We start from the raw sequence: 26,178 nt of genomic DNA on the forward strand, positions 1-26,178 counted from the left end.
CCTCACCCGTCGTTGCCGACGCCAGCGGCCGCGCCGGCATTTTCGCCGCCGCCGTCGCTGGACCCATCCCTACACGTCGAGCGCGCGGCAGCAAACGCAGCTGCGACGAACGAAGTACCGATACCACACAGCGCGCCGTTTGCTGCGCCAAGCGCAGCAACCGCACGCATGCGGTCGCAGCAGCTTGCCAGACCGCAGCCCGAGGCATCTCGTCAAACCTTGTCGCCGCAGCCGGCCGGCACTGCCGCAACAACACAGGCACAGCCGCAGCGCGACGAAGACAAACCCAACCAGGTACCAGGCACAACGTCGCTGAAACTGTCCACATCACCACGCGACTGGCTTGCACGCCATGACGCATCCGGCGCGCAGACGCCGCTGAAGATCCGCATTACCGCAGCCGAACCTGATGCAACCGCAGTACAGACCTGGCTGACGCAGTTGCGCGATCAACTCAAACACCGGGGTTGGCCAACCCGGATCGAGCTTGCACAAGACCGCAGTCTCGGCACCGATCAGTTACGCCTCGAACTCTCGGGCGTTGTGCCCTGAAAGCGGCTGGCATCACGCCGCACCGTCGCCAGTCGTGTCGTCGTCGCGCAGCCTGCTGGTCAGCACATGGTCGCGCCAGTGGCCGTTCAACTGCAGATAGCGGCGCGCATAGCCTTCGATCTGGAAGCCCAGCCGCTGCAGCACGCGCGCACTGCGCAGATTCTGCGGGACGTATTGCGCCATTACCCGATGCAGGCCGAGCGGGCCGAAGGCGAACGCGATCCCCTGCGTGGCTGCCCAGTGGGTCAGACCGCGGCCCTGCTGCGCCGCATCCAGGCCGTAACCCATGTGGCAGGCCTGGAATGCGCCGCGCTGGATCTGGGTGAACCCGGTGGTGCCGATCACCTGCTCGCCCTGCAGCAACACCAGTTGCAGCTCACGCTCGCCGGGCACCGCGCTGCGGTATGCGATGCACAGGCGGCGCCAGCCTTCGACGGTGTAGAACGCAGGCGGCCGCAGCGGCATCGCATCGGCAAGATGCGCGCGGTTGCGCATGTGGTAGTCGGCGATCGCAGCCGGGTCGACCACGGCCAGATCGCACAGCGTCACGCCGTCGGCGTGCCGCACCGGCGCGAACACCGGAAGACTCACGACCGGCGCGCCTCGAGCGCGGCTGAAAGAACGTAGCGAGCGGTCGTCAGACGGGAGTTGACGGCCGGGAACCGCAGCGCACGAGCGATAGATGCCGATTCCAGGTGCCGGCGAGGCCCGCCTGGCGGCTGCGCCGTCCTTTTGTTGGCGGCTCGACGCTTGCACGCCTCACACATGCGCGCAATGTCGCCGCCAGGTGCATCCAGCTGATGCATACAGATCACGCTCCGCAAGCCGTCTCCGAAACGCAGCGCCCGCTGTGCAAGGCCTAGCGCGGCCGAGTGCAAATCACACTGTCGTTGCATGTTACTCAGTGCAAGACGCCATCCGCTGCATGTGCGACTGCACCTGCCTGTCGGCGAGCGCAGTGGGTGTTGCAACCGCTCTTATGCGGCAGCGGCCGCAAACGCCTGGCCCACCTGCGCTTGTATGGCGTCCAGGTTCGGCAGCAACGCGCTTTGCTCGCCGAGCAGCACGCGCATATGCACGCCGTCGGGCAGCGCATCTTCCGATGCGTCGGCCAGCAGGCCATCGCGCGGTACCGAGATCAGCTGCGGGAACGAGGCGGTCAGCAGCGCGAAATACGGCAACGCGGGATTGCCGCCCAACGCCTTCAACACGATGACCTTGTTGTTGACCGCGGTGGGTTCTTCACCCATGCCGCTGAGGCGCGCGAACGACAGCAACGGCACCTTCCAGCCATACCAGTCGATACGCCCGACCACCCAGCGCGGCATGTCGGGCAGCGGCTCCACGGCCACGCGCGACATCACCTCGGCCACCGTCGCGTTCGGCAGCAACACGCGCTCCTGCCCGGCCTGGATCAGGACGCCGCGGATTTCGTCGTTATTGGCGTAGCTCATCGCATGATTCCGATTTGAAAGGGAGCGCCCGGCTTACGCCGGCCAACGCTGTGCCAGCGCCTGCGCCAGCTGCGCAGGGTCGCCGGTCAGAATGCCTTGCCGCGCCAGACGCGCTGCCGCAGCCGGGTCGTAGCAACCGTCGGCGGACTGCCCGGCCAACCAGGCGCCCTGCTCGGCCAGCGCCAGCGATGCATCCACCAGCGCCTCGTTGGCACCGCTGAGCATCAGCACCGCACTGTCGGCCGGCGGCAGCGCGGCGATCAGCCCGGCCGGATCGGCCTGCGTCACGAACGCCAGCGCGCCGGCATGCTGTTGCACGCCGATCTCGTCGGAGAGCACGTACACCTTGCCCGGTGCAATCACCTGCCCCGCTTCGCCCAGTTCGACCGGCAGCGCAGACACGCGCCCCATCTGCCGCACCAGGTTGCCGTACTGGCCACCATCCAGGGTCATGCGCACCAGCACCGCGCGCGGGAATTCCGGCGGCAACGCGGCCAGCAGGCGGCGGATCGCATCCGGCCCGCCGATGCCCGCCATCACCAGCACTGCGCCGGTCACGCTGCCGCTCTGCTCCAGATCCACCAGCGACAAGCCGCCGGTCGACAACGCTGCAACATCCAGTTCGGCGCGCGGGCGCACCACTACGGTGACCTCGTCGACCAGGCCCCAGGTGCTGGAATCGCCCAGGGTCAGAGCCGGCTTCTCGGCAGCGGCCGGCGCCACGTCATGCATGGCCGCTCGCGTAAACAGCGCATCGCTAGGCACGCTTTCGAACGCATGTGCAGCCGCCTGCAGGTGTTGATCCAGCTGCAGATCCGAATGCTGGCGTGGTGCCAGCACCAGACCCGGCTCGGGCTGCAACGACGGTTCGCTTTCAGTGCCCGGCGGCAGCACGTCGGCATGGCCATGCAGTTTGGCGGCCAGATGGCGCACCCAGCGCTGCGCTTCCCAGCCCTCGCGCCGCACGGTCAGCTCGGCCTCGTCGAAGATCACCGTCACGCCGGGCATGTTGAAGGCCGGTTCAAGTGCTTCCAGTGCGTCTTCGATCGACGGCTCCAGCGACACCAGCACCGCTACCGGCTCGGCGTCGCGCAGCATCTGCACGTCGACTGCAGACGGTTCGTCTTCCAGCACCACCTGCGCGCCGGCCAGGCCGAGTGCTTCGCGCAGGCGCTCGCGCGCCTCACCAGGCCGGCCAAGCAGGGCGACCGGAGTTCCCATTGCGTCATTAGTCTCGGACACGGGCGATCCCCAGCAGGTCATACACGTTTCGCATCAGATCCAACTCTTGGTAAGGCTTGCCCAGGTAACGCTGCACGCCGATCTCGAAGGCGCGCTGGCGATGCTTCTCGCCACTGCGCGAGGTGATCATCACGATCGGCACCGCCTTGAAGCGCGGGTCGGCGCGCATCGCGGTCGCCAGTTCGTAGCCGTCCATACGCGGCATTTCGATATCCAGCAGCATCAGGTCGGGCACGCGCTCTTCGAGCTGTTCCAGTGCTTCGACACCGTCGCGTGCGGTGGTGACGTCCAGGTTGTGGCGCTCCAGCACGCGGCTGGTGACCTTGCGCATGGTCAGCGAATCGTCGACCACCATCACCAACGGCACCTGCCGCTGCGTTTCGGCCTGCGTTTCCAGCGCCGGACGTGCCGGTTGGCTGAGGTAACGCCGCACCAGCGGGGCCACGTCCAGGATCACCACCACGCGGCCATCGCCGGTGATGGTGGCGCCGTAGATACCCGGCACCGAAGCGATCTGCAGGCCCACCGGCTTGACCACGATTTCGCGGTTGCCCAGCACCTGGTCGATCGCCACTGCGGCGCGCAGGTCGCCCGCACGCACCAGCAGCAACGGCACCTGCGCCTGGCCATCGGCACGCGCGGCGGCCTGGCCGACCAGCGAACCGAGATCGTGCAGCACGTACTCTTCGCCGGCGTAGTGGTAACCGCCCTCGCCCGACTCGTAACGGGTGCGCGAGATGCGGCCGATACCGCTGACCGACCCGACCGGCACCGCAAACGTGGTCTCGCCGATGCGCACGAACACCGCCTGGGTGACCGCCAGCGTCTGCGGCAGACGCAGGGTGAAGGTGACGCCCTGGCCGCGCACCGAGTGGATGTCCACCGAGCCGCCCAGCTGACGCACTTCGTTGCGCACCACGTCCATACCCACGCCACGGCCGGCCAGCTGGCTGACCTGCTCGGAGGTACTGAAGCCGGAGGCGAAGATCAATGCATCCAGTTCGGCATCGCTGAGCTCCTGGCCGGGTTCGATCAGGCCGCGCTGCTCGCCGCGGCGACGGATCGCCTCGCGGTCCAGCCCGGCGCCGTCGTCGGCCACTTCCAGCACGATTTCCGAGCCTTCGCGGCGCAGGCGGATCGCGATGCTGCCTTCTTCCGGCTTGCCGGCGTCGCGGCGTTGCTCGGGCGTTTCCAGCCCGTGCGCCACCGAGTTGCGCAGCATGTGTTCCAGCGGCGCGACCATGCGGTCGAGCACGTTGCGATCGAGTTCGCCCTGGGTGCCTTCCAGCAGCAGATGCACCTGCTTGCCGGTGTCGCTGGCGGCTTGACGCACCACACGGCGCAACCGCGGCACCAGACCGTCGAACGGCACCATGCGCGCGCGCATCAGGCCGTCCTGCAGTTCGGAGCTGACGCGCGACTGCTGTTGCAGCAAGCCGTCGTACTGGCGCGACAGGTCTTCCAGCACGCCCTGCAAACCGCCCAAGTCGGCGGCCGATTCGTTCAGCGCGCGGCTGAGCTGCTGCAGGGTGGAGAAGCGGTCCAGTTCCAGCGGATCGAAGGTGCGATCGCCCTGATCCTGCTCGCGCTGGTAACGCGCCACGATCTGCGCTTCGGTTTCCAGATCCAGACGGCGCAACTGGTCGCGCAGACGGGCGTTGGTGCGATCCAGTTCGCCCATGGCGCCGCGGAACGCGCCCAACTGCTGCTCCAGGCGCGAACGGTAGATCGCCACTTCGCCGGCGTGGTTGACCAGGCGGTCGAGCAGGTCGGCGCGCACGCGCACCTGCTCCTGCTGCACGCGCGGCAGGAAGTCTTCTTCGGTCTGGCCTTCCACCGGAACCGGTGCGGACAACGGTGCCGGTTCCACCGACGCCTTGGCGATCGCGCGGACATCGGCGTCGCTGGGCGGGGCGGCATTGCGGCCACGGGTGCGGGTTTCGAAGGCTTCCACCAGATCGGCCGGCATCGCCACGGCGCGGTGCATGCCGGTGCGGGTCAGCAACTGGTGCAGGCGGTCGAAGCCACGCTCGAACAAGCGCACGTCGTCGCGATCGATGTCGGTGCGGTTGGCCGCCACCGCTTCCAGCAACGATTCGATCGCATGGCCGAGGTCGCCGATGGCGTTGATGCCGGCCATGCGCGCGCCGCCCTTGAGCGTGTGCAGATCGCGCTGCAGTCCGTTGAGGACATCGCGGTCTTCCGGCACTTCGCGCATGCGGGCGATCAGACCGTCGCAATGGTCCAGCAGGTCGCGGCCTTCTTCGACAAAGATATCGACCAGCTCGCCGTCGAGTTGATCGAAGTTGAGCGGGCCGGTATCGAATGCCGCGCCGACATCGCTGCCTGCCGTCTCGGCACGCGCAGCCTCTTCCACCGGCGCGCTAAAGACTGCAGCGCTGGTGTCTTCCGGCGCGACTGCGCTGTGGTCGGTTGCATCGGGGTCGGTTGCATCGTGCTCGCTGGCGGCTGCGCGCCGGTCTGGGATCGCGTCGGCGTGCTGGTTGGCATCGCTGTGTTCGCCGGCATCCGCGTGATCGGCATGTTCTGCGTGCTTGGCCGCGACAACCGCGTCGCTGGCTGCATGCGCGTCGGCATCTGCCGCTTCGTCGGAGGTGGCAGGCGCTGCGTCGTGCCGTTCCGGCGCGGTGCCGGATTGCGGATCGCCCGCCTCCTCGACCCGATCGGCCGCATGCGCCATTTCGAATGCCTGCACCGATTCGATGGTGTGATCGGGCATTGCTTCAGCGTCGGCCTGCTCAGTGTGTGCATGCTCGGCTTGTGCATGCTCAGTTTCTGCAAGCTCGATTTCTGCATGCTCGGCTTCGGCCTGCTCAGCCTCCGAGTGTTGCGTTTCGGGATGCTCGCCTTGCGATTGCCCGGACGTTGCAGCGTGCTCGGCTTCGGTTGCGTGTTCGTGCAAATACGTGTCCGGCTGCGACTGCTCGCCGGAATCGACGTCCTGCTCCGCCTGCGCCTGCTCGCCTGGGTGCTGCTGCGCATCCGTAGGTGCGTGCCCGCCCGAATCCTCCTGCTGATTCGAAGAGGCGTGCGCTTCAGCGTCTGCGTACTCACCCAGCTGCGCGGCGTCTTCGGCGTACTGCTGTTCGCCTACAACATGCGCATCATCGGCGTGCGACAGTGCTGCATCGCTGCGCTGCGCCGCCTCGTCTGCCGGCTGTTCGCCGAACTGTTCCTGCGTGTCCGCGTGGTCGTGGCCGAACTGATCGGCCGCATGGCCGTCCTGGTCGGTCGGCACGCTATCGAGCGCTGCAGTTTCCGGCGTCCAGTCGTCTGCGGTGGTTGCGTGCGGCGGCTCGCCCAACGCAGCGTCGGCGTGCACGGCGTGCACGGCGTGCAAGGCTTCGATGGTCTCGACTGCGTCGTCCAGGCCTGCTGCTGCCTGCTCGTCGTGCGCCGGCACGTGGTGTGCCTGCGCGTCCGTTGCCTGCTCGGCATCGGCCGCGGCCAGCGTCTGCGCATTGCCCAAGGTGGCTTCTGCGTCGGCCAGCTCGTCTACCGCAACGCTGTCGGTGTGCGTGCTGGTCGCATCGGCGTCCTGCTCGCTGGAGACACCATCAGCAACTGCCTCATTCGGCACCTGTCCGGCGTGGTCGTGCGGCGCGGTTTGCGCATGTTGCAGCCCGGTCGCATCCCAGGCGTCGGCTTCGATCAGCGGCTCGTCGGCTGGCGTGTCGTCTGCGTCCTGCAACGCGGCCTGGTCTGCCTGCGTGCGCTGCGCGGCATCGCCATGCAGCGCATCGGCGAGCTGCTCGGAATCGGCAACCGATACCAGCGCATCATCGCTGGCTGCGGGCGCAGCGTCGGCAGTTGTGTCGACGTGTTCGTGTTCGTGCGACGCAGCGTGGCCGGCCTCGTCGACGGCATGCGGTGCAGGCGCGTCCAATGCGAGTGCCGAATCGTGCTCGGCTTCAGCCTCGGCCAGTTCGTCCACTGAAATCGGTGCATCGTCCGCCTGCGGCTGTACAGCGTCGGCGTCTTGCGTCGGTGCGGGCGCGTCGGACGGCAGCGCACTGGCGTCCAGGTACTGCGACAGATCCTGCGCACCGGTCAGTTCGACCGCGCCATCGCTGCCGGCTGCCGCTTCGCTTGCCGCGTCGTCATCGCCCAGCTCGTCCAGGAACACCTGCGGCGGCCATTGCGCTTCCGGCAAGGTGTCCACCAGCGCGCGCAAGCGCTCGGTCAACGGCGCGAACGACGGAATCAACGGCGCATCGGCACGCAGCGCGGTCACCGTGGTGGCGATCGCCGCAGCGGTTGCGGCGATTGCATCGATACCGTCGGCCGACGGCGTGACCGACGCGGCCAGCAAACGCTTGACGTAGCTTTCGGCCGGCGTCGTCACCAGGGTGATTTCCGGCACGTCGGTCATCGCGAACGCACCACTCATGGTGTGCACGGCACGCAACAGTTCTTCGGTCGCCAGCTGCGGCTCGGCGTGGCTGGCCTGCAGCCAGCCGTTCACCGTGTCCAGGTGCGTGGCGACCTCGGCTTCCAGGATCTCGCGCAGCACGCTGTCCACCGAGGCCGGCGTTCCGCCGCCGGCGACAAACACGCCCGCCGCCACCGGAAGCACCACAGCGTCGGCAATCACCGGCGCTGCGGCTGCGGGAACGTAATAAACCTCTTCGCCAGCGGCAACGCGCTCGGCAACGGCCTGGATGTCCGGCAGATCGGCGCTGATGCGGCCCTGGTCGCGCAGCGCGGCATTGAACTGCGGCAGCACCTCGTAGGCCAGCTCCACCATCGCCACGACCGCCGGGCTGGCCGGTCGCGAGTTATCGAGCACGCGGTTGAGCATGCTCTCGATTTTCCAGCTGAACTCGCCCAGCACGCTGGCACCGACCAGACGCCCACTGCCCTTCAGGGTGTGGAAGACGCGGCGGATCGGGCGCAGGTTTTCCGGGCTGTTGGGTGCGGCGCGCCACACCGGCAACAGCTGACCCAGGTTGACCAGCTCTTCGTCGAATTCCTCCAGGAACACATCGCGGATATCGTCGTCGATATCGCTATCGCCGAAGCCGCCGAAAATGCCGGCATCGGCGGCGGGCTGAACACTCGCGTTCGACACCGGTTCCGACGATGCCTGCGCGGTCTGTGCATCGGCAGCGGCTGCTGGCGCCTGCGGGCGCTCCACTTCGAACTGTGCAGCAGCCGCGTCGAGCTGGGCCAGGAATGCCGCGGATGCGTCGTCCAGTTCGAACTCGCTGACCACGGCCTGCTGCACGCGCGGCGCGCCCTGTTCGGCGGCTTGCTCGGCAGGCGCATCCTGCGGCTCGGGCACGGATTCGACGAACGGGTCGTCCAGTTCCTGCGGCGGAATCGGCGGCGGCGAGAACGCATCTTCGATGCTGGTCTGCGCACGACGCGTTTCGTTTGCAGCGATGAAATCCAGCGGCGCTTCGGTCTGATCGGCATCGCCCGGCAGGTCGATCTGCTCGATCTGCAGCGGTGCGTCCTCGGCAACCATAGGCGCGGCGTCATGCTGCTCCAGCGCGCTCAGATCCACCGTGTAGCTGACCTGTGCAGACTCGCTGCCATCCTGCTCGGCCGACACCGGGTCGAACGCGGAAGGAGCGATCGGCGCGGCCTGCTCGGTGCTTTCCAGATGCCAGTCGCCGGGCGCCTGCGCGCCGTCGTCGGACGACTCCAGCGGTGCCACGGTGAACGGCACATGCGCCTGGCCGGAGACGGTTTCTTCCGCGGCGACCGGGTCGAACGAGAACACCGTATCGGTCGCGGCGGCGCCGGTGTCGTGCACCACGCTGGCGGCGAACGGCGCCTCGACAACGGTTTCGTTGGCCCATTCCAGCGCGGGCACCGGCGCGGCATCGTTGGCGGCTTGCGGCGCGTCGGCATGCTGCAGCGGCGGAGCGGCCGCCGGCTGCGGCGCGGCCGCGCTGCCCGGCTGATCGGTGCCAACCGGCAAGTCGGACGGCTGGCCCGACGGCAGCGGCCAATACCGCAGTGTTTCCAGGCTGTTGCGGGTGATGTCCAGAATCTCTTCGCGGCCGGGACGGCGCTCGCGCAGGGCTTCCAGGTAGTACTCCAGGCTGGCCATCGCGTCGGCCAGGGTGTCCAGCTGCCGGCCGCTGGGAACGCGCTGCTTGCCGATCAATTCCAGATCGACGTAGCGCCGCACGCCTTCCAGATAATCGGCGGCCTGCGGCAGTTCGAGAATGCGCAATGCACCGCCGACTTCGCCGAGCAGGTGCGGCACATCGGCCAGACGGGCGTGGTCCCAATTGGTTTCGATAAAGGCGACGAAATGCTCGCGCGCCGCACCGAAGTTGGCGATCGCTTCCTGCGCCAGCACATCGACCGTGCGACGCACTTCCGAGGAGTTGGCACTGTTGCTGGCTTCGTTGCCATCGCCGACATCGGCGCCAAGGCTGGCGACCTGATCGTCCAGCGAGGCATCCACGTACAGCAGCGCGCCGGCGATATCCAGCAGCACGCTTTCGTCCATCTGCACCTGGCCATCGACCACGCGCGCCAACGCGTCGCGCTGCTGCACGACGACATTGCGCGCCACGCCCAGGCCCATCATGCCCAGCGTGTCGGCAACGCTGCCCAGATCCGTGACCTGGGTCTGCAGCTCGGCGATGTCGCCGCCGGTGCGCAGATGCAGGTCCAGCGCGTCCTTGACGCGCAGCAATTCTTCCTTGACGGCATTGCCGACGGTGTCGAGCAATTCGCGATTGCGCCCCCTGAGGCTGCCGCGCGCGTGATCCAGCTCGGCCTCGGTGGCAACACCGGCCTGCGGGTCGAACGCGAACAGCACGCTCTCATTCAAACCCGGCTGGCCACGGGTGGCGCGGATCTCATTGAGCAGCGGCAACAACACGATCGGAATGTCGCGGTGACCGTTTTGCAGCCGCTCCAGATAATCGGGCAGCAGCACGGTGCCGCGCATCAGCATGGCGCAGGCTTCGTCGCGGTCGGCGACTTCGCCTAGCTGCACGGCCTGGGCCAGCAGCTCGAGCTCTTCGGCCACCATGGCCGGCGCATACAACTCCACCATCCGCAGCGTGCCCTGCACCTGGTGCAGATAGCCCGCGCAGAAACGCATCCGACTGGTGTCGGAGGGTTCTTCGGCAAAGTATTCGATCTCGTTGCGCGCCTGGCGCAACGTCTCGTCCAGCTCTGGCTTGACCCAGCCCAGTGCGGCGTGACTCATCGCATCGCGAAGCGCGCTCATTGCAGCCCCCTGACAACGGCCGGCTCACCGCCAGCGCGGCAACCGGTCACTTCCTGCATCGACGTAACGCTACTACGCGCCATCTGCTGATCCTTTCCCGTTCCGCGTCGTGGTCACGCCGGCAGCTTGAAGTCGGCGACCGAACGGCGCAGATCGGCAGCGAGCTCGGCCAGGTTGCCGATCGATTCGGCCGTCTGTTCCGCACCCTGCGATGTCTGGCTGGTGATCTGACGGATCACGCCCATGGTCTGTGTGATATCCGTCGCCGCAGCCGACTGCTGGTGGGCAGCGATGGAGATGTTTTTAATCAGGTTGTTCAAGGCGTTGGACACGCGCTCGATTTCAGTCAGCGCAGTGCCGGCGTCTTCGGCCAGGCGGGCACCGGAGACCACTTCGGAGGTGGTCTGCTCCATCGAGCTGACCGCTTCGTTGGTATCGGCCTGAATGGTCTGCACCAGGCCTTCGATACGTCGGGTCGCACTCGAAGTGCGTTCTGCCAGGCGCTGCACTTCGTCGGCCACCACCGCGAAACCGCGGCCGGCCTCGCCTGCGGACGCGGCCTGCACCGCGGCGTTGAGCGCCAGGATGTTGGTCTGCTCGGAAATGTCGTTGATCAGTTCCACGATCGAGCCGATCTCCTGCGAGGATTCGCCCAGCCGCTTGATGCGCTTGGAGGTTTCCTGGATCTGGTCGCGGATCTGGTCCATGCCCTGAATCGTCTCGCGCACCACACCGGCACCTTCGGCGGCGATGACCACCGAGCGCTGCGCCACTTCGGCCGACTCGGTGGAGTTGCGCGAGACCTGTTCGATGCTGGCGGCGATTTCGCTGATGCGCTCGGAGGCGGTGGTGATCTGGTTGGCCTGCTGACCGGCCGCTTCGGCCAGCTGCATGGCCGTGGCCTGGGTTTCCTGGGTCGACACGGCCACCTTGGCCGAAGTGTCGTTGATGGTGGTCACCAGGTGACGCAGTTCGTCCACGGCGTAGTTGATCGCGTCTGCAATCGCGCCGGTCATGTCTTCGGTCACCGAGGCCTTCACGGTCAGGTCGCCCTCACCGAGCGAGCTGATTTCGTCCAGCAAGCGCATGATCGCCTGCTGGTTGCGGCTGTTGAATTCCACCTGCGACTGGTAGCGCACGTCCTGCTCGCGCGTCCGCACGCGCACCGAGCTCCACACGAAGCCGATGATCGCCAGCAGCGCGACCAGGCCGGACACCACGCCCAGCCAGAAGTTCGGAAACAGGCGCGTATCGCGCACCGAACCGAACGCGGAGAACGCATCGAACAGCTTCTTGCTGTCCTCGAGCATCTTGTTGGAGCCGGCCGTCAGCGCGGCGGCCGAGGACTGCGCGGCAAACAGGTTGCGCGAGCTGGCGAGAATGGCGTCGATGTCCTTCTTCATCGTCGTCCATTGCGTCTGCGACTGCTCCAGTGCCGCCAGCGCGGCCGGGTTGCGCACCGCCGCGATGCCGAGCTCGTCATTGCCTGCGCGCAGGCCGTCCAGCATCTGCGTGAACACCACCGAGTCGCGTGCCAGCGCGTCGCCAGAGGCGGCCGCATTGGCGCCACCGGCGCGCATTTCGGTGACCCGGCGCGCCATGGTGCCGGCGACCACCACCTGCTGCAGCGTGTTGTAGATCTGCGAAGCGGGCGCGCCGCTGACCGTCATCGCGCGCACCACTTCGTTCAACTGCGCCTGCAGCTGCGGCACGCTGCCGGAAAAGCGTTCGGCGTCACCGGCCAGGCCGAGCACCGCCGATTCGCTGGCGATGACCTGATCGGCGTTCTTGCTCAGCGGCACCCAGGTCGCCTTGAGCTGCGCCATCGCACTGGCCACCGAACCTTCCTGGCCGTAACGGCCATCCAGTTCGTTGACCGTGCTGTCGATGCGGCCCTTGGTCTGCTTGAATGCGGCGAATGCCTTGGCGTCGCCGGACACCGCTTCGCGGCCCTGGTTGGCCAACTGCTGCGAGAGCACCTGCAGGTCGGCCGCGCCGATGCCGGCACCGGCAAGACGGCTGCCCTGCCAGGTCGCGACGCCGGTGTTGGCGCCAAACACGATCATCGACAACACCAGCAAGCCAAGCCAGAAGCTGGTGCTGACGCTGCCGAGCTTGTTGGTCTTGCGGGCGTCCGGGGCGGTACTCATGGTTCGACCTCGATCTGTATGACGTGGCGGGGTCGCGGCTTAGGCCGCGGCCTGCCGGAATTCAGGAGTGCGCGACAGCAACGCCAGGGAGAACACACCCCAGTCCTGCGTCTCGTTACGGAAGGCACGATCGATGAAGTGGGCATAGCGGCCCTGGGCCAACTCGCCGGGTTCGACCGCCTGGGACTGTTCGAAGCTGCGCTGGCCGTACAACTCATCGATGGTCAGTGCGACGTCGCCGCCGCTCTGACGCATGATCAGCACACGCTGGCCTTCCTGCAGCACCGTGCGACGGCCCTCCAGGAACTGCTTCAGGTCGATCACCGGAAACAGATTGCCGCGCAGGTTGCCCACGCCCAGCAACCAGGGCTGCCCGCCGGGCACCGGCGTCACCGACGGCATCGGCACGATTTCCGCCACTTCGCGAAAGTCCGAGACCAGGCGCCGGGTACCGACGCGATAACCCACACCGCGCCAGATATCGGCCGAGAACTGACGTTCCGGCAGCGGCGTGGCGTGCGCAAGACTACGACGCTCGTAGTCTTCGAGAATATCGAATGGAGAACGCATCAACGCACCAGTTGTTTGATGCGCGCGATCAGATCGTCTTCGCGCGGCGGCTTGACGATGTAATCGCTGGCACCTTGTCGCAAACCCCAGGCCTTGTCGGTTTCCATGCCCTTGGTGCTGACCAGCAGCACCGGGATGTCCTTGGTGGCCTGGTCGCGCGCAAGTGCACGCGTTGCCTGGAAGCCGCTCATGCCGGGCAACACCACATCCATCAACACCAGATCGGGCGCCTGGCTGCGAATCAGCTCAAGTCCTGCTTCGGCGTTGTCGGTGGCGACGACCGTATGGCCAGCTTTTTCCAGCCATTGACTGAAGACTGCCCGGTCGGTGGGCGAGTCCTCGATCAATATAATTCGAGCCATGTTGCCTTTCCCCCTGGTCAGGCGTGGACGTACGTGCGAATCGCGCTCAGTAGTTCTTCACGGGTGAACGGCTTGGTCAGATATTGCTCGGAGCCGACGATGCGGCCGCGTGCCTTGTCGAACAGGCCATCCTTGGACGACAACATGATCACCGGCGTCGATTTGAAGAGCTGGTTGCCCTTGATCAACGCGCACGTCTGGTACCCATCCAGGCGCGGCATCATGATGTCGACAAAAATGATCTGAGGTTGCTGGTCCGCAATTTTGGCCAGTGCCTCGAAACCATCCGTTGCTGTCACTACTTCACAACCTTCCCGCTTCAGCAGCGTTTCGGCGGTGCGGCGAATGGTTTTCGAATCATCGATGACCATCACCTTCAGTCCTGCGAGTTCCCCACCCGCAGCAATGTTTTCACTCATGCAAATATCCCCGGACGCGCAACGCTTCATCCCTTCCGACGTCGCTACGAAACTGCATGTATATCCCAAGACCCGCATTGACTGTCAAGGGCGCATTGCCGGGGGCCCGCCAGGCGGACGTTCCGACCACGTCTGAGCGCCTCCGGGCCGACAAGTCGCGCATCCGCGACCGGCCGGGCACGCCATCGCCCACCGCTTGAAGTTACCATCGGCAACTTGTTCGAAAGGTTTAGCCCCATGTCGCTCGACGTCGTTGTGGTGATGGATCCCATCGCCTCCATCAAGATCGCCAAAGACACCACCTTCGCCATGTTGCTGGAAGCCCAGCGCCGTGGTCACCGTTTGCATTACGTGCGCCCGGGCGGGCTCAGCCTGCGCGAAGGCCGCGCGGTGGCGCAGGTCGCGCCGCTGAGCGTGCGCGAGGACAAGAGCGGCTGGTTCACCCTGGGCGAGTTCGCCGAACTGGCATTCGGCCCAGGCCAGGTGGTGCTGATGCGCAAGGACCCGCCGGTGGATGCCGAGTTCGTCTACGACACCCAGGTGCTGAGCGTGGCGCAGCGCGCCGGCGCGCAGATCGTCAACGACCCGCAAGGCCTGCGCGACTACAACGAAAAGCTGGCCGCGCTGCTGTTTCCGCAGTGCTGCCCGCCGACCCTGGTCAGCCGCGACGCTGCCGCACTCAAGGCGTTCGTGCTGGAACACGGCCAGGCGGTACTCAAGCCGCTGGACGGCATGGGCGGGCGCTCGATCTTCCGCAGCGGCACCGGCGACCCCAACCTCAACGTGATCCTGGAAACGCTGACCGACGGCAACCGCAAGCTGACCCTGGCGCAGCGCTTCATCCCGGACATCACCGCCGGCGACAAGCGCATCCTGCTGGTGGACGGCGAGCCGGTGGACTACTGCCTGGCGCGGATTCCGCAGGGCGATGAATTCCGCGGCAACCTGGCCGCCGGCGGGCGCGGCGAAGGCCGGCCGTTGTCCGAGCGCGACCGCTGGATCGCCGCGCAGGCGGGCCCGGAAATGCGCCGCCGCGGCATGCGCTTCGTCGGCCTGGACGTGATCGGCGATTACCTGACCGAGGTCAACGTCACCAGCCCCACCTGCGTGCGCGAGCTGGATGCGCAGTTCGGCCTGAACATCGCCGGGCTGCTGTTCGACGCGATCGAGGCCGGCGCTGCGCAATGAGCACGGCCGCAGCGCTGCCTGCAGCGATGGACGAACGCCAGCGTCTGAGTGCGATGCTGGTGATTTCGCTGCTGCTGCACGCCGCGCTGATCCTCGGCGTGGGCTTCGCCGTCAGCGAGGACGCGCCACTGGTGCCGACGCTGGATGTGATCTTCAGCCAGACCAGCACCCCGCTGACGCCCAAGCAGGCCGATTTCCTGGCCCAGGCCAATCAGCAGGGCGGCGGCAATCACGACACAGCGCAGCGCCCGCGCGACAGCCAGCCGGGCGTGGTGCCGCAGGACCGCACTGGCCTGGCCCCACAGGCGCAACGCGCCACCAGCGTGAACGCGCCGGAGCCAACCCAGACCCGCGTGGTGACCAGCCGCCGTGGCGAGCAGGCGGTGCCGAGCCCGCAACCGAACCCGCAGACCGACCCGCTCACCCCGGCCGATGCGCAACGCGTGCAGCGCGATGCGGAAATGGCCCGGCTGGCAGCAGAAGTGCATCTACGCTCCGAGCAATACGCCAAGCGCCCCAACCGCAAGTTCGTCTCGGCCAGTACCCGCGAATATGCCTACGCCAACTATCTGCGCGCCTGGGTGGACCGCGCCGAGCGGGTGGGCAATCTGAATTATCCGGACGACGCACGCCGGCGCCGGCTCGGCGGCAAGGTGGTCATCAGCGTGGGCGTGCGCCGCGACGGCAGCGTGGAAAGCAGCCGCGTGCTGATCTCCAGCGGCGTGCCGGCGCTGGACAATGCGGCACTACGCGTGGTGCAGCTGGCACAGCCGTTCCCGCCGCTGCCCAGAACCAAGGACGACGTGGACATTCTCGAAGTCACGCGCACATGGTTGTTCCTGCCCGGCGGCAAACTGCACGACGATCGTTGAAGCGGTGCGCGCCTGATCGATGCGCGCACGGTGGCACGCTGCGGACTGGATGACGGTGCTGCCGATGCAGATGCTCGCGCTGCTATGCGACCTGTGCCGCCACGTACAGACGGTCTGCCAGCGCCACAATCTCCGCCGCGTCCTGCACGCGCTCGCGCCATGCGGCGGGGATGCGGTCGATGCCATAGAACGCACCCGCCAGCTGCCCGCAGATTGCCGCGGTGGTATCGGCATCGTCGCCCAGATTGGCCGCACGCAGCACCGCGTCGGCAAACGTCTCGGTGGTGGCAAAACACCACAGCGCGGCCGACAGCGAATCGACCACGTAACCGGTGCCGCGGATCTGCGTCACCGGCACCGCCGCATGGTCGCGCATGGCCAAGGCGCGCACCGCCGGCGTGACCAACCCATCGCACGGCGTCTGCAGCACTGCCTGGCGATCGCCGCCAAGCAGCGCAGCGCGTAGTTGCAGCGCGAACAACCGGCAGGCGTCCAGCGCTTCGGCAGCACCATGCGTGGTGCGCGAACTGTCTGCGGCACGCGCGCCCAATGCGTCCGGGCGATGCGCGTACTACATCGCCACCGGCGCCAGCCGCATCAACGAGCCGTTACCGGCAGCGTGCGGATCCTCGCTGCCGCCAGAGCGTGTCATCCACTTTGAGATGAGGTGCGTTGGTCGTCAGCGGTGCGGAGCGGGTGTTGCGTGGCGCTGGCTTGGCTGGCGCCAAGGCAAGCCGCGCGGCGTCCGCTCCGTGCCGCTGACGGCCAACCCTCCGGGAAGTGGCCTGTGGCGCACCGATACTACGTTGCGCGCTTTGCCCAGGCAGCCAGCCTGGGCCGCAGCGCACGCCTTGTCTCGACGCGCCACAGGCCGCTTCGCACTCATCTCGAAGTGGATGACACGCTCTAAGCCGGGCCACCATCGAGATAGCGCTCCAGCGCCTGCCGCACGGTCGCGCCGATATCGAAGCAGGTGCCGGTACTGCTGAGATACCCGTGCTGGTACCAGTTGCAATAGCGATTCATCTGGTCGGCTGCATCGAATCCCTGCCGGTGCAGCAGGCTATGCGCCAGACACAAGGCCATCGAGGTGTCGTCGGTCCACTGCCCGGCCTGCAAGGCGAACGGGCCGCCGCCGCGCATGTCGTCGATTGGCGTGAAACTCCCCGGCGCGCAGAATTCCAGCGTGGTGCCCAGCGCATCGCCGACTGCCAGGCCGAGCAGGCACCCGCGAAAACGGGCGCGTTGTGCAGCGTCGGTCATGGCGTCGCGCCGGCTGCCTTGGCGGCGCGGGCGGCCTGTTGCTCGACCAGGGTGAGTGCGACGTTGTCGCGCAGGTAAGCCGGCTCCACCCGCTCCGGCGCCACGCCTTCGCCGCGCTGCAATGCCGGCACCGCGAGCGTGAGCAGATCGGCCGCACGCGGCAGCGCGGTTGCATCGACACTGGTCAGGCGGGCCGCAAAACGCTGTTGCAGCAGTGCGTCGGCCGCGGCGAGACCGGTGCCGACACCGGCCATGCGCGCTGCGCTGTCGGGCAGCGCGAGCGCGTCCGGTGCGCACACCACTTCCGGCGCCAGTTCCAGCAAGCTGTCGCCGCTGCGCGCGAAGAGGCCGGCATACACCTCGCCCATGCGCGCGTCGATGCAGGCCAGCACATGGGGTGCATCGGCCGGCGCGCGCAAGGCCAGCACCTGCAGCGTGGAGACGGCCAGCACCGGCAGATCCAGCGCCAGGGCGATGCCTTGCGCGATGCCGATCGCCAGACGCACGCCGGTGAATGCACCGGGACCACGGCCCACCGCAATCGCATCGAGCTGACGCCGCGTGATGCCCGCCTCGGCCAACAGCTGCTCGGCCCACGGCAGTGCCAGTTCGGCATGGCGGCGTGGCGCCAGTTCGAAACGCTCGATCACGCGCCCATCCACATGCAGCGCAACGGAGCAGGCTTCGGTGGACGTTTCGAATGCGAGGATGTTCATGGGAGCAAGCCGGAACCGGGGACCCGGGACTGGGAACCCGGAAAGGGACAAAGTTTAACTGATCGATTCGAAGGGCCGGGGCGGTGCCTGGGGGTACCAACCGATGCGTGTGGTACTTGTGCGCCAGCGACTGCGCGGGCCGACCGGCCACGCGACGTGCGCGAGGGCCATTGCACATCGATGCGACATCCGCGGCTGCCTTGCGCACTTCGCTCTGTGCTTCGCCGGGTCTCGGTCCCGAGTCGCGGCTTGCAGATCGCACCGCGCCAGCAACCCAGCAACCCAACATATGCGACGGCCACCACCAGCGCTCCCTGCGTTTATCCGGGTTCCTGGTCCCCGGTCCCTGGTCCCGCCCCCTGCGGCTCGAAAAACGCCTGCACATCCGCAATCTCGCGTGTCCGCGCAAACGGCGGCAGCGATTTCATGAAGGTGCGTCCGTAGCTCTTGTTCACCAGCCGCGGGTCGCACAGCACCAGCACGCCACGGTCGGTTTCGCTGCGAATCAAGCGGCCCACACCCTGTTTGAGCGCGATCACGGCCTGCGGCAGTTGCTCGTCGCGGAACGGGTTGCCGCCGTCGCGGCGGATCGTATCCAGGCGCGCTTCGAATACCGGGTCGTCCGGCGCGGCGAACGGCAGCTTGTCGATCACCACCACGCTCAAGGCATCGCCGACCACGTCCACGCCCTCGCGGAAACTGGCCGAGCCCAGCAGCACGCCGTTGCCGGAATCGCGGAAGCGCTGCAGCAAGGTCGCGCGCGGCGCTTCGCCCTGCACGAACAACGGCCACGGCGCACCGCGCAAGGCTTCGGCGGCTTCGCGCAGCGCGCGGTGCGAGGCGAACAACAAGAACGCACGGCCATTGGAGGCCTCCAGCACCGGCGTCAGCGCTGCGATCAGCGCCGTACCGAACCCACGTGCGGCCGGATCGGGCAGGTTCGGCGGCAGATAGCACAACGCCTGACGCGCCCAGTCGAAGGGACTGGGTTGTAGCAGGGTCACCGGATCGCTCAGGCCCAGCCGTAGTGCAATGTGGTCGAACTCCCCGCCCACCGCCAGCGTGGCCGAGGTGAACACCCAGGCCGCGTGCGATTTTTCGCGGTGTTCGCGCAGCGGGCCGGACACATCCAGCGGCGTGCGCTGGCAGCGGAATCCACGCGGACTCAGTTCGTACCAGAGCACATCGTTGTCGACCGGCTGTTCCGGCGGATCCTGCGCAAAATCCGCCACCGGCACGTCTTCGCCCAGCCAGCGCGACAAGCGATTCAAGGCTTCCTGCGCACGCGCGGTGCAGCCATCGAAGCCGGGCGAGGCCTCACGCAGGGGCAGCAGCGCCTCACCCAATCGCGCCAGCGACGACAGCACGGCGTCGAAGCCGTCGCGCACCTGCGGTTTGGCCAGCGCGCGCCATTGCGTGCCACGCGGCGGCAGCCCTTCCATGCCGGCGCGCAGGCTGCGCAAGGCCTCGTCCAGGGCCAGGATCGGCGCCTGCAGGCTGGCCTGCGCGCCGGCAACCAGGCGCGCTTCGACCATGCAATCGCGCGCCAGCTCCTGCCACGGCCGCATGCCGAAACTTTCGCCGAAGAAATTCGCCGCCAGCTCGGGCAATTGATGCGCCTCGTCGATGACGAAGGCCTGCGCGCCCGGCAGGATTTCGCCGAAACCTTCCTGCTTGAGCGCCAGATCGGCCAGCAGCAGATGGTGGTTGACCACCACCAGATCGGCCGCCTGCGCGCGCTGGCGCGCCTGCACGACGAAGCATTCGCTGTAGAGCGGGCATTCGGTGCCCAGGCAGTTGTCGACGGTGGAGGTCACCATCGGCAGCAGCGGCGAGTCATCCGGCAAGGCTTCGAGCTCGGCCATGTCGCCGAACTGGGTGCGCCCGCTCCAGGCCACGATGCGCTGGAATTGCGAGACCTGTTCGGGCGTGGCGAAGCGCGGTTCGCCACGCGCCTGCTGGGTGCGGTACTTGCACAGATAATTGGCGCGCCCTTTCAACAATGCGCTGCGCAGGCCCACGCCCAGCGCGGCGCGCACGCGCGGCAGATCGCGATGGAACAGCTGGTCCTGCAACGCGCGCGTGCCGGTGGAGACGATCGTCTTGAGCCCGGACAGCAGCGCAGGCACCAGATACGCGTACGTTTTGCCGGTGCCGGTACCGGCTTCGGCCAACAACACGTCGCGCTGCTCGAAGGCCTCGGCGATGGCGCCGGTCAGGCGCAACTGCGCATCGCGCGGCGCAAACGCATCGAGCTGACGCGCCAGCGCCCCGCCCTCGCTGAGCGCTTCGATGCTGGCAGTGGCAAGTTGGGACATGAGACCGAACGAAAAGCGGACAGGAAGCGCGACAGCCTAGCGCGTGCGCGGTGATGCTGCCTGGGTTCGGCTTGCCGCAGCCGGTAAACACGTCATCGCAGCGAGGAGACCGCAGCAGACGCAGGAGGCATCGAATTTATGATTGCACCCTGCCGGCCATGGCTGACGACGATTGCCAGCAGGGTTGCAGGCGCCTTTCGATGCAGTGCTGCGCCGTGGCCCTTGCGTCATCCGCGTGGTTGAACGCTGATGCGTTTTCGTAGCTGCCGATGCCCTGCCCCATGCAGCCACGTCAGACCCGGCACTCACGAGGCTGCGGGCGCTCGTGTCGCGTTGAACACGCGGGCTGCCTGATGAAGCGAAGCTGCCTGTCCCCCGCATGCGGCAGCCGACCAACCGGTCGCGCTGCTGGCAGCGCAACCGTTACCGTGCGCACTCAGTACCGCTTCACGCCTGGCACGGTGCAGCCGGCGATCTGCGCCTTGGCAGAGGCCGCACTTTCCTTTTCGCCACGTGCCAGCCGCGACTGCTCGATGGTGGCCCAATGGCGACGGCACAGCGGGCCGGTCTTGGAGCCGAGCTCGATCGCCTGCTTGGCAAACCGCTCGGCGGCCGGCCAGTCGGCCTGCAGTACGGACACTTCAGCGCGTTCCTGCAGAATCGCCGGGTCGCCCGACACCAGGCCCAGCGCCTGATCCAGCGCCGCGGCGGCGGCGGGTAGATCGCCGGCCTGGCGCTTGCTCTTGGCGGTCTCGCGCAGATCGTCCACCTGCGGGTCGCGCAGCGGCTGCACCGACAGTTCGGTGTCGTCCACGCCGGCTTCGCGTTCGATCAGCAACAGCCGTTGGGGCGGGGTGGTCGGATCCACCGGAGCCGGCGGCGGTGGAGGCGGCGCGCTGACGCAAGCGGTAAGTGCGGCCAACACGCCGGTCAGGGCAAGCAAACGGTGGATTCGGATCATGGGGTCACTCCAGTCAATGCGCAGGTGGGGCCGTGGCAGGCGCCGGGGCGGCTTCTTCGGGCTTGTTTTCCAGACCGAAAAAGCGGCGCCAGCCACCGCCGCTGGATTGCTCGGCGGGCGCGGCAGTCTCGCCGGGCGCGCCCTCGATCGCAGGGGCATTGCCCGCGCAGGGAGCATACGCGGGGGTGAAGCCGACCACGAACGGGAACTGCCGCGCGCCGGGGCAGCCGGGGTCGGTGACGCCGGTGCCGCTGGCGTCCACCCACTGCCAGTCCAGGCCCTTGCCGCTGACCTTCAACGGCGCGCTCGGCAGGCGGGCGAAGATGCTCGACCACACCCGCATCGCGCCGGTGGCGCCATACAGGCCGGTCTCGGCATTTTGGTCGTTACCCATCCAGATCACCGCCAGATGATCGCCGGTGTAGCCGGCATACCAGCTGTCGCGGCCATCGTTGGAGGTACCGGTCTTGCCGGCCGGCGACAACCGGCCCAGCCCGTCGCCCAGCAGCTGGCGCGCGGTTCCGCCGCTGACCACCTGCTGCAACGCGATGCTGATGAGGTTGGCGGCCACCGAATCGCCTTCCTGCGCCGGCGCCGGGGTCTTGTCGTAGCGTTTGAGCAGTTTGCCTTGTGGATCGAGCACGCCGCGCACCGCGTGCAGCGGCTGAATTTCGCCGCCGGCGGCCAGGAATTGATACAGCTGCGCCATGCCGTACGGGCTCTGGTCGGTGGTGCCCAGGATCAATGCTGGATTGGTCTCGGTCTTGATGCCGGCCAGTACCTGGACCAGCTGCGCAATGCGGTCCGCGCCGACCTGCATGCCCACGCGCACCGTGGCCTGGTTATAGGAATGCGCCAGCGCATCGATCAGCCGCACCGTGCCGTGGCTGCGGTTGTCGGAATTGCCGGGCGACCAGGTCTTGCCGCGGCTGAGCTGCACGGTCACCGGCGAGTCGTCGACCCAGCTGGACAGCGACCAGCGGTCTGGCGAGGCCAGCGCCAGCATGTAGACGAACGGCTTGAGCAACGAACCCACCTGACGCTGCGCCTCGACCGCGCGATTGAAGCCCGGCTTGGCCACATCACGGCTGCCGACCACGGCCAGCACGTCGCCGTTGTGCACATCGGTGACGACCAGGCCGGCCTGCAGCGGCGGGCGTTTCTTGTTGTCCAGCCGCTTGATGGTGCCGGTGACGGCGCCTTCGGCATACGCCTGCGCAGACGGCGACATGCCGGTGAGCACGCTCATGCCGGCGCCTTGCAGAACACCTTCCGGGTAGTCGTGCGCCAGCTGGCGCCGTACCAGATCCACATAGGCCGGGAAACGGTTGGCCGCCACCAGGCCAGGCTCGGTGGGCACGCCCAACGGTGCGGCCAGCGCGCGCTTGTATTCGGCATCGTTGATCAGGCTGTTTTCGTGCAGCTTGCCGAGCACGAAGTTGCGCCGGTCCAGCGCGCGTTCCGGGTTACGCCGCGGGTCGTAATACGAGGGCCCTTTGACCAACCCGATCAACAACGCAATCTGCTCGGTGGTCATCGAATTGAGCTCGCGGCCGAACCATAGCTCGGCGCCCGACGACACACCATGGATCGCCTGCCCGCCGCGCTGGCCCAGATACACCTGGTTGAGATAGGCCTCCAGGATGGTGCGCTTGTCGTAGCGCGCCTCCATGATCACCGCGTACAGGATCTCGTTGAATTTGCGCGTGACCGTCTGTTCCTTGCCGATGCCGAGCAGCCCGCTGCGCGCCAGCTGCTGGGTCAAGGTACTGGCACCCTGGCGGACCTGGCCGCCGGAGCGCACCATGATCCACGCTGCGCGCACCATGCCGCTCAGGTCGATGCCGTGGTGACTGTTGAAGTCGCGGTCTTCCACCGCCTGCAGGCCGGTGACCAGCAGCTCGGGCACTTCTTCCATGCGCACCAGGCGCCGCTCTTCCTGCTTCTGCCCGTACAGGGTGGCGATGCGCGCCGGATCAAGGCGTGCACTTTTGAGCGTCTTGCGGTTGCCGGCATCGCGCAGGCTGGCCACACGCCCGCCCGCCAGACTGACTTCGACCCGGCGCGCGGGCACACGTCCGTCCACGTCGATATAGCCGCGGCTGGCGATGGTGAAGCGGCTGCCGTCCTGCTGATAGGTGCCAGCCAGCTTGGCCTGGCCGTCGTCACGGTACGACGCCGCATCCAGCTCGGTCTTCAACGTCGCCGTATCTAGTGCGATACCGGGCGCCAGTACCAACGGCCGCCCATACACCCGGGTCGGGATCTGCCAGCGTAGCTCGCCAAAGCGCTGGGTGACCTGCTTGTTCAGATACACCGTATAGGGAATCAGGAAACCGAGCGCCAGCGCGAATGCGGCAAATCCCCAGACGATGAGTCTGCGTTGCCAGCGGGAGCCTTGCTCGTGGGTGTCGTCCTCGAAATCGTCGGGAGCGTCGTGGTCGTGGCGTCGGGGCACAGGGATGCGAGAATGTAGAGTCCGGCGAGTCTAGCGCAGCGCTGTCGTGGCTGTGACCTGCCGGGCCCGTCGACTTAAGAGCGGCTAACAAAACTGCCGCGTGCATCATCGCTGGCCACGCCCCCTGCTCGGCAGCAACGGGCGCGGCTCGTACACTGCGTTGGCGGGTACCCCGATCGCATCCGGCGGACCTCTGCTCGCCTGGTTTCACTGCCACACCACGCTGGAGTTCCAACGCAATGTCGATGTCTTTGGCCGATGCGCGCTATCTGTTCAATCGCGTTCTCGGCCTGATCCACCGCAGCGTGGCCAGCATGCGCACACGCGGCTGGCGCGCCACCTGGCAGCGTATTCGTGTGCACACGCAGCCACCGCCGGTCGCGCTCGGCACGCCGTTGTGGTTGCCGGAATCGGCACCATTTGCCACGTTTGCGGTGCCGCACAGCCCCATGCCACGCGTGACGGTGGTGATTCCGGTCTACAACCACATCGCGCATACCTTGGCCTGCCTGCGCGCACTAGCGGCGCATCCGCCGCTGGTCAGTGTGGAAATCATCGTCGTGGACGATGGCAGCAGCGATGCCACCGGCGTGCAACTGCCGCAGATTGCAGGCCTGCAGTATCACCTGCGGGCCAGCAACGGCGGCTTTATTGCGGCCTGCAACGACGGCATTGCGCTGGCGCGTGGCGACTACGTGGTGCTGCTCAACAACGACACCATCCCGCAGCCAGGCTGGCTGGATCGGTTGATCGACACGTTTGTGCAACACCCCAGCGCCGGCCTGGTCGGCGCGCAGTTGGTGTATCCGGACGGGCGCCTGCAGGAATCCGGCGGCGTGGTGTTCGGCGATGGCAGCGCCTGGAGTTACGGGCGCTTCGAATCGGCCGACGACCCGCGCTATGCCTATGTGCGCGCGATGGACTATTGCTCGGGCGCGGCAATCGCGTTGCCACGCACGCTGCTGCAGACGCTGGGCGGGCTGGATCGGCGCTACATGCCGGCCTACTACGAAGACACCGATCTGGCGTTTGCGGTGCGCGCAGCCGGCTACCAGGTCCTGGTGCAGCCGGCCAGCGTGGTGGTGCATGACGAAGGCACCAGCAATGGCACCGATACACGTACCGGGGTGAAGGCCTACCAGGTACGCAATCAAGGCGTCTTCGCCGAGAAATGGCAGCAGCCGCTGAACGCGCAGTTGCCGGTCGGCACTGTTCCCGGCCCTGCTTTGCTGCATCGGGGCCAGCGCCAGGTGTTGATCCTGGACGAGTGCGTGCCGCAGCCGGACCGCGATTCCGGCTCGCTGCGGCAATTCAACCTGATCCGCCTGCTGATCGAAGAAGGCGCGCACGTGGTATTCGTGCCGACCCGCCGCGAGCATGCCGGGCGCCACACGCAGGCGTTGCAGCAGCTTGGCGTTGAAGTCTGGTACACCCCGTTTCTTGAAGGCATCGGCAGCTGGCTGCGCACGCACGGCGCGCGGTTTGCAGTGGTGCTGCTGGTGCGCCACCACGTGGCGCATGCCTGCCTGCCGTTGCTCAAGCGCTACGCGCCACAGGCGCGCACGTTGTTCGATACCGTCGACCTGCATTACGTGCGCGAACGCCGCGGCGCCGAGTTGGCCGGCGATGCCAATCTGCTGCGTAGCGCAGAGCGCACCCGCCAGCGCGAGCTCGAGATCATGGCGGCCACCGACGTCACCTTGCTGGTGTCGGCGGCAGAACAGGCGCAGTTGCGTGCGGATGCGCCGCAGATCCACACCGCCCTGCTTTCCAACCTGCATGAAATCGCCGGCAGCGGCCATAGCTTCGCGCAGCGCCGCGATCTGGTATTCGTCGGTGGCTTTCGTCATCCGCCGAATGTGGATGCCGTGCAATGGTTCATCAGCGCCATCTTTCCGCAGGTCCGCGCGCAGCTGCCGGATGTGGCGTTTCACTGCATCGGTGCCGATCTTCCCGAGGCCTTGAAGCTATTGGCCGACGAATGCCCCGGCGTACAACTGCATGGCCACGTGCCGGATCTGGTGCCATTCATGGACAGCGCACGCATTGCGGTGGCACCGCTGCGTTTCGGTGCCGGCGTGAAAGGCAAGATCAATCTGAGCATGGCGCACGGCCAGCCGGTGGTCGGCACCACCTGCGCGGTGGAAGGCATGCACCTGCACGATGGCGAGGACGTGTGCGTGGCCGATGACGCGCAGGCCTTCGCCGATGCGATCGTGCGCCTGTATCAGGATGCGGCGCTGTGGCAGCGGTTGGCCGACAACGGCTTGCGCAACGTGGCCGAGCATTTCTCGCTGGATGCGGCACGCGCGACGGTGCGTGCGGTGTTTATTGCGGAGTGAGCAGGTGTTGGGTGCAGATGGTGGACGGAGCCTTTGCGCCGCACCGCCTCACAATGCACCGCGTGACTGGTTATTGATCGGCATGGCGA

The 26,178-nt window shown here is 67.1% G+C and carries 16 protein-coding genes and 2 pseudogenes; 4 read left to right on the forward strand and 14 right to left on the reverse strand.

Features of this window, described 5'->3' with window-relative positions; all coding sequences use genetic code 11:
• The first annotated feature begins 168 nt into the window (after nt 1-168).
• Nucleotides 169-552 carry a hypothetical protein gene (locus M3O59_RS14835; RefSeq protein WP_116905339.1) on the forward strand — a complete coding sequence of 128 codons (384 nt, stop codon included), beginning with the start codon at nt 169-171 and terminating at the stop codon, nt 550-552.
• Nucleotides 553-564: 12 nt separating this feature from the next.
• Here the strand turns inward: M3O59_RS14835 and M3O59_RS14840 are convergent, their stop codons facing one another.
• The 8 genes from M3O59_RS14840 to pilG all read right to left on the reverse strand — a co-directional run bounded on the left by M3O59_RS14840 (nt 565) and on the right by pilG (nt 13,971).
• A complete protein-coding gene (locus M3O59_RS14840) occupies nt 565-1,143 on the reverse strand; it encodes a GNAT family N-acetyltransferase (protein WP_116905340.1) in 579 nt (192 codons plus the stop codon).
• Between the two features lie 386 nt (nt 1,144-1,529).
• The gene (locus M3O59_RS14845; RefSeq protein ID WP_116905341.1) at nt 1,530-2,006 is read right to left on the reverse strand and encodes a chemotaxis protein CheW; all 477 of its coding nucleotides are present in this window, start codon (nt 2,004-2,006) and stop codon (nt 1,530-1,532) included.
• A gap of 33 nt (nt 2,007-2,039) precedes the next feature.
• Nucleotides 2,040-3,227: a chemotaxis protein CheB gene (locus M3O59_RS14850; protein ID WP_116905342.1), complete on the reverse strand. Its 1,188-nt coding sequence runs from the start codon at nt 3,225-3,227 to the stop codon at nt 2,040-2,042.
• A gap of 7 nt (nt 3,228-3,234) precedes the next feature.
• A complete protein-coding gene (locus M3O59_RS14855) occupies nt 3,235-10,470 on the reverse strand; it encodes a hybrid sensor histidine kinase/response regulator (RefSeq protein WP_116905343.1) in 7,236 nt (2,411 codons plus the stop codon).
• Between the two features lie 113 nt (nt 10,471-10,583).
• Nucleotides 10,584-12,620, reverse strand: a complete 2,037-nt coding sequence (locus M3O59_RS14860) for a methyl-accepting chemotaxis protein (RefSeq protein ID WP_064634642.1) — start codon at nt 12,618-12,620, stop codon at nt 10,584-10,586.
• Between the two features lie 39 nt (nt 12,621-12,659).
• Nucleotides 12,660-13,190, reverse strand: a complete 531-nt coding sequence (locus M3O59_RS14865) for a chemotaxis protein CheW (RefSeq protein ID WP_064634641.1) — start codon at nt 13,188-13,190, stop codon at nt 12,660-12,662.
• Nucleotides 13,190-13,552 (reverse strand): response regulator, encoded by a 363-nt coding sequence (locus M3O59_RS14870; RefSeq protein ID WP_006450735.1) that lies wholly within the window; start codon nt 13,550-13,552, stop codon nt 13,190-13,192. Before M3O59_RS14870 ends, M3O59_RS14865 begins: the two co-directional genes overlap by 1 nt.
• A gap of 17 nt (nt 13,553-13,569) precedes the next feature.
• Complete coding sequence (pilG, locus tag M3O59_RS14875) at nt 13,570-13,971, reverse strand: twitching motility response regulator PilG (RefSeq protein WP_005913706.1); 402 nt, start codon at nt 13,969-13,971, stop codon at nt 13,570-13,572.
• 237 nt (nt 13,972-14,208) lie between these two features.
• Between pilG and gshB the strand changes: the two genes are divergently transcribed.
• Both gshB and M3O59_RS14885 read left to right on the forward strand, forming a co-directional pair.
• Nucleotides 14,209-15,159, forward strand: coding sequence for a glutathione synthase (gene gshB, locus M3O59_RS14880; RefSeq protein WP_116905344.1), 951 nt, complete (start codon nt 14,209-14,211; stop codon nt 15,157-15,159).
• On the forward strand, nt 15,156-16,031 hold the full coding sequence (locus M3O59_RS14885; protein ID WP_116905345.1) for an energy transducer TonB family protein: 876 nt from the start codon (nt 15,156-15,158) through the stop codon (nt 16,029-16,031). Before gshB ends, M3O59_RS14885 begins: the two co-directional genes overlap by 4 nt.
• 82 nt (nt 16,032-16,113) lie before the next feature.
• Here M3O59_RS14885 and M3O59_RS14890 read toward each other — a convergent pair.
• From M3O59_RS14890 to mrcB, 6 genes and pseudogenes are all read right to left on the reverse strand, one after another.
• Nucleotides 16,114-16,671, reverse strand: a pseudogene (locus M3O59_RS14890) (ADP-ribosylglycohydrolase family protein); the annotation flags it as partial.
• Between the two features lie 267 nt (nt 16,672-16,938).
• Nucleotides 16,939-17,294: pseudogene (locus M3O59_RS14895) on the reverse strand (ADP-ribosylglycohydrolase family protein); the annotation flags it as partial.
• Nucleotides 17,291-18,010 (reverse strand): tRNA (adenosine(37)-N6)-threonylcarbamoyltransferase complex dimerization subunit type 1 TsaB, encoded by a 720-nt coding sequence (tsaB, locus tag M3O59_RS14900; RefSeq protein ID WP_116905346.1) that lies wholly within the window; start codon nt 18,008-18,010, stop codon nt 17,291-17,293. The pseudogene M3O59_RS14895 and the gene tsaB, both read right to left, overlap by 4 nt.
• Before the next feature lie 320 nt (nt 18,011-18,330).
• Nucleotides 18,331-20,328: an ATP-dependent DNA helicase gene (locus tag M3O59_RS14905; protein WP_116905347.1), complete on the reverse strand. Its 1,998-nt coding sequence runs from the start codon at nt 20,326-20,328 to the stop codon at nt 18,331-18,333.
• A gap of 436 nt (nt 20,329-20,764) precedes the next feature.
• Nucleotides 20,765-21,289: a hypothetical protein gene (locus M3O59_RS14910; protein ID WP_064634635.1), complete on the reverse strand. Its 525-nt coding sequence runs from the start codon at nt 21,287-21,289 to the stop codon at nt 20,765-20,767.
• Between the two features lie 13 nt (nt 21,290-21,302).
• A complete protein-coding gene (gene mrcB, locus M3O59_RS14915; protein WP_064634634.1) occupies nt 21,303-23,747 on the reverse strand; it encodes a penicillin-binding protein 1B in 2,445 nt (814 codons plus the stop codon).
• Between the two features lie 239 nt (nt 23,748-23,986).
• On the opposite strand from mrcB, the gene M3O59_RS14920 reads away from it, so the two are divergent.
• A complete protein-coding gene (locus tag M3O59_RS14920) occupies nt 23,987-26,089 on the forward strand; it encodes a glycosyltransferase (RefSeq protein WP_249046929.1) in 2,103 nt (700 codons plus the stop codon).
• Nucleotides 26,090-26,178: the final 89 nt, after the last annotated feature.

Origin of the sequence: Xanthomonas nasturtii, from assembly GCF_023337365.3 — a bacterium.
GTDB lineage: Bacteria > Pseudomonadota > Gammaproteobacteria > Xanthomonadales > Xanthomonadaceae > Xanthomonas > Xanthomonas nasturtii.

What these genes read in the sequence shown, in the direction of transcription:
- M3O59_RS14835 (WP_116905339.1), top strand. Translation starts at nt 169, where the DNA reads ATGCGGTCGCAGCAGCTTGCCAGACCGCAGCCCGAGGCATCTCGTCAA.
- M3O59_RS14845 (WP_116905341.1), bottom strand. Translation starts at nt 2,006, where the DNA reads ATGAGCTACGCCAATAACGACGAAATCCGCGGCGTCCTGATCCAGGCC.
- M3O59_RS14850 (WP_116905342.1), bottom strand. Translation starts at nt 3,227, where the DNA reads ATGGGAACTCCGGTCGCCCTGCTTGGCCGGCCTGGTGAGGCGCGCGAG.
- M3O59_RS14855 (WP_116905343.1), bottom strand. Translation starts at nt 10,470, where the DNA reads ATGAGCGCGCTTCGCGATGCGATGAGTCACGCCGCACTGGGCTGGGTC.
- M3O59_RS14860 (WP_064634642.1), bottom strand. Translation starts at nt 12,620, where the DNA reads ATGAGTACCGCCCCGGACGCCCGCAAGACCAACAAGCTCGGCAGCGTC.
- M3O59_RS14865 (WP_064634641.1), bottom strand. Translation starts at nt 13,190, where the DNA reads ATGCGTTCTCCATTCGATATTCTCGAAGACTACGAGCGTCGTAGTCTT.
- M3O59_RS14870 (WP_006450735.1), bottom strand. Translation starts at nt 13,552, where the DNA reads ATGGCTCGAATTATATTGATCGAGGACTCGCCCACCGACCGGGCAGTC.
- pilG (WP_005913706.1), bottom strand. Translation starts at nt 13,971, where the DNA reads ATGAGTGAAAACATTGCTGCGGGTGGGGAACTCGCAGGACTGAAGGTG.
- gshB (WP_116905344.1), top strand. Translation starts at nt 14,209, where the DNA reads ATGTCGCTCGACGTCGTTGTGGTGATGGATCCCATCGCCTCCATCAAG.
- M3O59_RS14885 (WP_116905345.1), top strand. Translation starts at nt 15,156, where the DNA reads ATGAGCACGGCCGCAGCGCTGCCTGCAGCGATGGACGAACGCCAGCGT.
- tsaB (WP_116905346.1), bottom strand. Translation starts at nt 18,010, where the DNA reads ATGAACATCCTCGCATTCGAAACGTCCACCGAAGCCTGCTCCGTTGCG.
- M3O59_RS14905 (WP_116905347.1), bottom strand. Translation starts at nt 20,328, where the DNA reads ATGTCCCAACTTGCCACTGCCAGCATCGAAGCGCTCAGCGAGGGCGGG.
- M3O59_RS14910 (WP_064634635.1), bottom strand. Translation starts at nt 21,289, where the DNA reads ATGATCCGAATCCACCGTTTGCTTGCCCTGACCGGCGTGTTGGCCGCA.
- M3O59_RS14920 (WP_249046929.1), top strand. Translation starts at nt 23,987, where the DNA reads ATGTCGATGTCTTTGGCCGATGCGCGCTATCTGTTCAATCGCGTTCTC.